Genomic DNA, 6,751 nt, shown 5'->3' with positions numbered 1-6,751 from the left:
GGAGAAGGGGCGCGACGTCGCCGCGGCCCTGGTCGGCACCGAGGGCACCTGCGTGATGGTCCTGGGCGCCACCGTCCGCCTGGTGGAGGCGCCGGCCGCCCGGGCCCTGGCCGTCCTGGGCTACGACGACGCGCCGTCGGCCGCCGACGCCGTCCCCGCCCTGCTGGAGCATTCCCCGCTCACGGTGGAGGGCATCAACGACCGTATGGTCGCGGCCCTGGACCGGCAGGGGTCGAGTTCCCGGGTTCCGTTGCCGTTGGGCGGGGCGTGGCTGCTGGTGGAGATCGCCGGGAAGGACCCACAGGACGCGGCCGAGGCCGCCGAGGCGATGATCGCCGCGCTGGGGGACGACAGCCGTCCCCGTGACGCGTCCGTGGTGGTCTCATCCGCCCACCAGAAGGCGCTGTGGCGCATTCGGGAGGAGGGCGCCGGACTCACCTCCCGCACCCCCACCGGAGCCGAGGCCTGGTCGGGTTGGGAGGACGCCGCGGTGCCCCCGGAGAACCTGGGCGACTACCTGCGCGACTTCGACGACCTCATGGCCAGGCACGAGCGCTACGGGCTCGTCTACGGGCACTTCGGCGACGGCTGCCTGCACGTGCGCATCGACTTCGAGCTCACCCACGAACAGGGGCGGCGGGAGTACCGGGCGTTCATGGAGGAGGCCGCCGAGATCGTCGTCCGCCACGGCGGATCACTGTCCGGGGAACACGGTGACGGTCAGGCCCGTTCGGAGCTGCTCTCGCGCATGTACCCGCGCAGCGTCATCGACGCCTTCGCCGAGTTCCGGCGGATCTGGGATCCGGAAGGGCTGATGAACCCCGGCATCATCGTCGACCCGCTGCCCCTGGACGCCGACGTGCGCGTGGCCACCGACCTGCGCCCAGAACTGCCGCTGCTCTCCCAGACCACGCTGGCCTACACCGAGGACGATGGAGACTTCGTCAAGGCGCTGCGCCGATGCTCGGGCGTGGGCAAGTGCCGCAGGCAGAGCGGACCCGGGGTGATGTGCCCCAGCTACCAGGTCACCCAGGAGGAGAAGCACTCCACGCGCGGGCGCGCCCACCTGCTGTTCGAGATGGCCAACGGAGAGGTGATCACCGACGGGTGGCGGTCGGAGGAGGTGCGCGAGTCCCTGGACCTGTGCCTGTCCTGCAAGGGTTGTCTGAGCGACTGCCCGGTCAACGTGGACATGGCCTCCTACAAGGCCGAGTTCTTGCACCAGCACTACCGGGGCCGGGTGCGACCGGCGGCGCACTACTCGATGGGGTGGCTGCCGCTGCTGGCCCGTCTGGCTTCGTTGGCGCCGGCCGAGACCAACCGGCTGGCACGGCTTCCGGGGGTGTCGTCCCTGGCGAAGAAGGCCGCCGGGGTGGCGGCCCAACGCGATCTGCCGGCGTTCGCGCGCACCACCTTCACCCGGGCCTTCAAACGGCGCCTGAACCGGGGAGAGGGACGCCAGGGCGGCCCCAAGGTGGTGCTGTGGCCGGACACCTTCGGGAACCTGCTCAATCCGGGGGTGTTGACGAGCGCGGTCCGGGTCCTGGAGGACGCCGGGTTCTCCGTGGTGCTGCCCAGGGGGCAGGTGTGCTGCGGGCTGACCTGGGTGTCCACCGGACAGTTGGACGTGGCCAGGGCCGTGATGCGCCGGGCGGTGTCGGCCCTGGCACCCCTGGTCTCCCAAGGGCTGCCGGTGGTGGGTCTGGAGCCCAGCTGCACGGCGGCGCTCAAGCACGACCTGGTGGAGCTGTTGCCGGGGGAGGAGAGCCGCCGGGTGGCGAAGGCGGTGCACACCTTCGCGGGCTTCCTCAACGAGTACGCCCCGGACTGGACCCCGCCGCGGGTGGACGCCTCCGCGTTGGCGCAGGTGCACTGCCACCAGCACGCGGTGAGCGGGTTCGACGCCGACCGGGAGCTCATCGCCCGTGCCGGCATCGACGGTGAGGTCCTGGACTCGGGCTGCTGCGGCCTGGCCGGCGACTTCGGGTTCACCGAGGGGCACTACGAGGTCTCCAGCGCCATCGGCGAACGCGAACTCCTGCCGCGTGTGCGCGAGGCGGAGCAGGACACCCTGGTGCTGGCCGACGGGTACAGCTGTCGCACCCAGATCGAGCAGGGGACCGGCCGCCGGGCCCTGCACCTGGCCGAAGTCCTCGCCCAAGCCCTCACGAAGCCGGACTAGGTCTTGTGTGGTGGACCGCGGGGGTTGTTCGTTCGGCTCCGGAGAGGGTTCTGCAAGAGGGGTCGAGCCGCTAGCGAGGAACGAGCGTCAGGCGTAGACGACGATGAAGAATCCTCTGCAAAGGCCCCGAACACGCGCCAAAGCGAAGCGGAGGCGCGAAACAAACACCGCTAGACGCCCATCTGTTCGCGGATCAGGGCCAGGGCCCGGGAGACCGCGTCGGAAAGACGCGGGTCGTTCGGGTCCAGGCCCTCGCCCAGGTGCACCCGCCAGTCGATCTCGCTGCCGAGCGGGGCGCGCCTGGCGACCAGGCGGAAACCCTCGGTGGAGTCGGGGGAGGGGAAGGGGACGAAGCGGTTGACCAGGATGCTGGAGGTGACCCGCTCGGAGACGGTCTCGGCCATCCGCCGGTAGTCGACGACGCCGCCGGTCAGCTCGGTGCGCAGCCGCACGGTGCGCTCACCGTGTCCCTCCTCGATGAACCTCAGCTCCTCGGAGTCCCACTCGGCCCGGTCGATGTCCTGCCAGCGAACGGCGTGGCCGTCGGGCAGGTACAGGGCTCGGGTGGAGGCCACCAGGACCGGTGGCCTCCCCTCGGGCGAGGGCCCGGCCCCGGCCGGAGCGGCGACGGGCGCGTGCGCGAGCACACGTTCTCCGCGCTCCAACCGGGAACGGACCTGGGCGGGTACGTCGTCCCGTCCGAACCACGCCATGCTCAAAGGTCCCTGTCGGGTCCGGTGCGGGGCTCGGGCGCGGTCCCGTTGACCGTGCCGACCTCCCAGTCGAGCAGTTCGGACTCCTCCTCGGTGGGGCGGGACAGGAAGTCCCGCACGGAGGTGATGGGCATCTTTTCCACGGCCTTGTCGTAGACGGCGCGGCCGGCGTTGCCGACCTGCGCGCCGACGAGCCCGGCGACCTCCTGCACGAGTGGGCTGTCGGCCACCTTGCGCGCGGTTCGGGAGAGCTGCTCGTAGCGGGCCCTGCCCGCCTTGGCGCCCAGGACGTAGCCGATGGCCAGTCCCGCGACGAATGTGATCCGGTAGCGCATGGGTCCCTCTTTACAGCCTTGGTGACGGTCGGAGTGGTCCATGCCCGACGTTACCGCCTCGTGCTTCCCACCACACGGGCCGACACCGGTCACGAGCACTCCGCGAGCGCGCTAGTCTAGTGATGTCGCCGCGGCCCACCGGGCCGTCGGACAGACGCGATCCCGCGTAGCTCAATTGGCAGAGCAGCCGGCTGTTAACCGGCAGGTTACTGGTTCGAGTCCAGTCGCGGGAGCTGTGGACAATGGATTCGCGTCCCTGTCGGGGGAACGCTAGGGTTGTCCCCGAACGCGATCCCGCGTAGCTCAATTGGCAGAGCAGCCGGCTGTTAACCGGCAGGTTACTGGTTCGAGTCCAGTCGCGGGAGCTGTGAGTGAGGCCCGTCGGAGAAGTTCGGCGGGCCTTCGTCGTGTGCGGGGGCGTGCGCGGACAGGGCGCGGCCCCCGCCCGCTGCCGGTCCTGGAGGGCTCCAACGCGGGTACGGGGGTGTCGCGGTCAGACGCGGCCCATGCCGCCGATGATCAGTCGACGGTTGCGGTGCGGCATCTGGTAGCTGCCCGGGACCGGGGGAGCCACCGGCATGGTGCGCCATTTCTGGGCCTGGAGCAGGCCGGGCGGAACCGATTCCCACCCGTCGAAGAAGGCGGTGATCTGTTCCTCGGTGCGCCAGTGGCCGTGGCCGAGCCGTTGCAGGAACAGTCGCTCCAGTTGTTCGGCACGACGTGCGTCCTTGGGGTGCCGCATGGGGTCGGGGCGGCAGTAGTGACTGAGGACCATGTGGCTGCCGGGGGCGAGGGCGTCGCGCAGGGTGGCGATGTTGCGGGCTGCGGCCCCGGCGTCCGGGGTGTGCGAGACGACGCCGGTGAGCAGGAGGCCGATCGGCCGTTCCAGGTTCAGGAAGCGGCTGCTCTCGGGGTCGTGCAGCAGTCGCGCGGGGCTCTCCAGACCGAGAGGCACGGCGGTGGTCGTGCGGCCGTCGCGGGTCAGGGCGAGGTGGTGGGTGAGGACGACCGGGTCGGAGGTGGCGTAGACGACGCGGGCCTCGGGCGAGACCTCCTGGGCGATCTGGTGGGGATCTCCCGGAGCCGGCAGACCCGCCCCCACGTGGAGGAACTGGGTGATGCCCAGGTCGGTGGCCATGTGCCGGACGGCGCGCTGCAGGAAGGCGCGTTCCCCCAGAACGAGGTCGACGAAACCGGGCGCGGCCTGGTCGGCCTGGGCGGCGAACTCCCGGTCCACCTCGAAGTGGTCCTTGCCCTTGAGGTGGAAGGAGTGCAGTCGGCTGACGCTGGCCCTGGTCAGGTTGACGGGCGGCGGGGGTTTCGCCCGGACGTGATTTTCCCCCGCCTGCCTCAGGAAATCGGGGGAGGTGAAACGAGACATCGCCGTCCTCTTGTTCTGAGGTGGGGAAGTGTGGTCGACTCCCAGGATTGTATTCGGAGTTCGCCTGGTTGTTAACCGAGTCCAGGATACATGTGGTAAAAAAACGCCGTTCGAGGTCGACCTCGAAGAGGCGGGTCCTGTGGGTAAGGTTCGGCCTGGGGTCCCTTGTGTTTTTATGCCTAATGTCCATTATGTGAGGAATGGGCTCGGGGGCGTGTGCGCGGAGGGCGCGGGCGACCGGGGGCTCCGTGGCGCCGACCGGCCCGGGCACTCGGACACCAACGGTCGACCATGCGAGGCGATGGAGGTAACGGCCATGGTGAAAATACTCCGTCACCCTAAAGGAATTGGTCCGATCAATTAGCGGTACCCTTCGCTGCCAGCGGAAATCCACTACAGAAGAGTCCGGCCGTATTCGTTCGGCGTGGTTCCGAACCACTCATGAAATGTACGACGCCGGGAAGGGAACGCGCCGTGCCGATGCCCTCGCCCGGCTTCGCTCCGGGCCCGGCTAGCCTGAGTGCATGGACCGTCCCTACACCATCCTGAGCTGCGCGATGTCGGTCGACGGGCGCATCGACGACACCGGCCCCGAACGCCTCCGGCTGTCCAACGAGGCCGACTTCGCCGAGATCGACGAACTGCGCGCCGGATGCGACGCCATCCTCGTCGGTGCCGGCACCCTGCGGGCCGACAACCCACGTCTGCTGGTCCGCTCACCGGTCCTGCGCGAGCGTCGCCGCGAACAGGGACGCACGGAGAACCTCCTCAAGGCCGTGGTCACCGGGAGCGGAGAGCTCGACCCGAAGGCCCGGTTCTTCGCCACCGGTGACGCCGGCGCCGTGGTGTACACCGGGGGAGCGGGCGTGGAAACCGCCACCCGACTGCTCTCGGATCCGCCCGAGACACACCCGCCCGTGGACGTCGTCGACGCCGGCGACCCGCCCACCGTCGAGGGAATCCTCACCGACCTGGCCGATCGCGGGGTCGAACGCCTCCTGGTCGAGGGCGGTGGCCACATCCACACCCTCTTCCTCACGTCTGGGCTGGTCGACGAGTTGCGGCTGGCCGTAGCCCCGTTCTTCGTGGGGCAGCAGGATGCCCCGAGCTTCGTCCGGCCGGGCACCTACCCCTACACCCCGCACACCCCCATGCGTCTGGTGGAGGCCCGGGCCCTGGGCGAGGTCGCCGTCCTGCGCTACTGCCTCGACCCGGAGGAGGCCCGATGACCGCGGCCCGGGCGATGCGCGGGCCCGCCCCCGCCGAGGGCGACGCCGACACCCACTGGCTGGAACACACGATCGCGCTGTCCCGCTCCTGCCCGCCGTCGGACACCGCCTACTCGGTGGGCGCCGTGATCGTCACCGTCGACGGCCTGGTCCTGGGGGAGGGATACTCCCGCCGCGACGACCCCTACGACCACGCCGAGGAGGTCGCCCTGCGCGGCGCGCGCCGCGACGATCCCCGGCTGGCCACCGCCACGATCTACAGTTCCCTGGAACCGTGCAGCGCCCGCGCCTCCAGGCCCCGGTCCTGTAGTGCCCTGATCCTGGACACCCCGATCCCGCGGGTGGTGCTGGCCTGGCGCGAACCCGACGTGTTCGTGGACTGCGACGGCGCCGAACGTCTGGCCGCGGCCGGCCGGGTCGTGGTGGAACGCCTCGACCTCGCCGCCCCCGCGCGTGAGGTCAACGCCCACCTGCTCCACTGAGCCGGCCCCTGGCGAACACGGGCGTTCCGCGGCCGGACTACATCCGGTTCACGTCGGTGACGTGGACGACCGCCCTGCCCTCGGCGTCGGAGGCGGCCAGGTCGACCTCGGCGCTGATGCCCCAGTCGTGGTGCTCCTCAGGGTCGGCGAAGACCTGGCGCAGTCGCCACACGTCCTTCTCCTCCTCGATCTGGAGCATCTTCGGGCCGCGCGCGTCCGGGCCGATACCGATCTCGTCGTGCTCGGCGTAGTAGGCCTCCAAGGCCTCGGACCACTCCTCGCCGTCCCATTCGTCGTCCTCGGACATCTTGCCGAGTTCGCCGTAGCGGCGGCGGGCGGCCAGTTCCACGCGGCGGAACATCTCGTTGCGCACCAGGACACGGAAGGCGCGGGCGTTGGCGGTGACCGGGCGGACCTTCTCCTCGGCCT

The 6,751-nt window shown here is 70.3% G+C and carries 7 protein-coding genes and 2 tRNA genes; 5 read left to right on the top strand and 4 right to left on the bottom strand.

All coding sequences use genetic code 11. The features are described 5' to 3' along the window. Positions 1-2,182 (top strand): FAD-binding and (Fe-S)-binding domain-containing protein (locus K8V84_RS12635; protein WP_304074383.1); only part of this gene is annotated, 2,182 nt, incomplete at its 5' end. A 170-nt stretch (positions 2,183-2,352) separates the two neighbouring features. On the opposite strand, the gene K8V84_RS12630 is transcribed toward K8V84_RS12635, so the two are convergent. Then, entirely contained in the window at positions 2,353-2,895 is a 543-nt protein-coding gene (locus K8V84_RS12630) for a hypothetical protein (protein WP_304074381.1), read from the bottom strand. Between the two features lie 2 nt (positions 2,896-2,897). Then, on the bottom strand, positions 2,898-3,230 hold the full coding sequence (locus K8V84_RS12625; RefSeq protein ID WP_304074379.1) for a hypothetical protein: 333 nt from the start codon (positions 3,228-3,230) through the stop codon (positions 2,898-2,900). A gap of 160 nt (positions 3,231-3,390) precedes the next feature. Here K8V84_RS12625 and K8V84_RS12620 point away from each other — a divergent pair. Beyond that, a tRNA-Asn gene (locus K8V84_RS12620) sits at positions 3,391-3,463 on the top strand. Between the two features lie 59 nt (positions 3,464-3,522). After that, positions 3,523-3,595: transfer RNA gene (locus K8V84_RS12615), tRNA-Asn, on the top strand. A 128-nt stretch (positions 3,596-3,723) separates the two neighbouring features. Here K8V84_RS12615 and K8V84_RS12610 read toward each other — a convergent pair. Continuing rightward, on the bottom strand, positions 3,724-4,611 hold the full coding sequence (locus tag K8V84_RS12610) for an SAM-dependent methyltransferase (protein WP_304074377.1): 888 nt from the start codon (positions 4,609-4,611) through the stop codon (positions 3,724-3,726). Between the two features lie 524 nt (positions 4,612-5,135). Here K8V84_RS12610 and K8V84_RS12605 point away from each other — a divergent pair. Beyond that, positions 5,136-5,840 carry a dihydrofolate reductase family protein gene (locus K8V84_RS12605; protein WP_304074375.1) on the top strand — a complete coding sequence of 235 codons (705 nt, stop codon included), beginning with the start codon at positions 5,136-5,138 and terminating at the stop codon, positions 5,838-5,840. Further along, positions 5,837-6,322, top strand: a complete 486-nt coding sequence (locus tag K8V84_RS12600; RefSeq protein ID WP_304074374.1) for a dCMP deaminase — start codon at positions 5,837-5,839, stop codon at positions 6,320-6,322. Before K8V84_RS12605 ends, K8V84_RS12600 begins: the two co-directional genes overlap by 4 nt. Positions 6,323-6,359: 37 nt before the next feature. Here K8V84_RS12600 and K8V84_RS12595 read toward each other — a convergent pair. Next, positions 6,360-6,751: DUF3516 domain-containing protein (locus tag K8V84_RS12595; protein WP_304074372.1), on the bottom strand; the 392-nt coding region annotated here is incomplete at its 5' end.

Origin of the sequence: Nocardiopsis listeri (assembly GCF_020741345.1) — a bacterium.
GTDB classification, from domain to species: Bacteria; Actinomycetota; Actinomycetes; order Streptosporangiales; family Streptosporangiaceae; genus Nocardiopsis; species Nocardiopsis listeri_A.
Note: the sequence above shows the minus strand (reverse complement) of the source record. Positions and strands in the feature narration are given on the sequence as shown.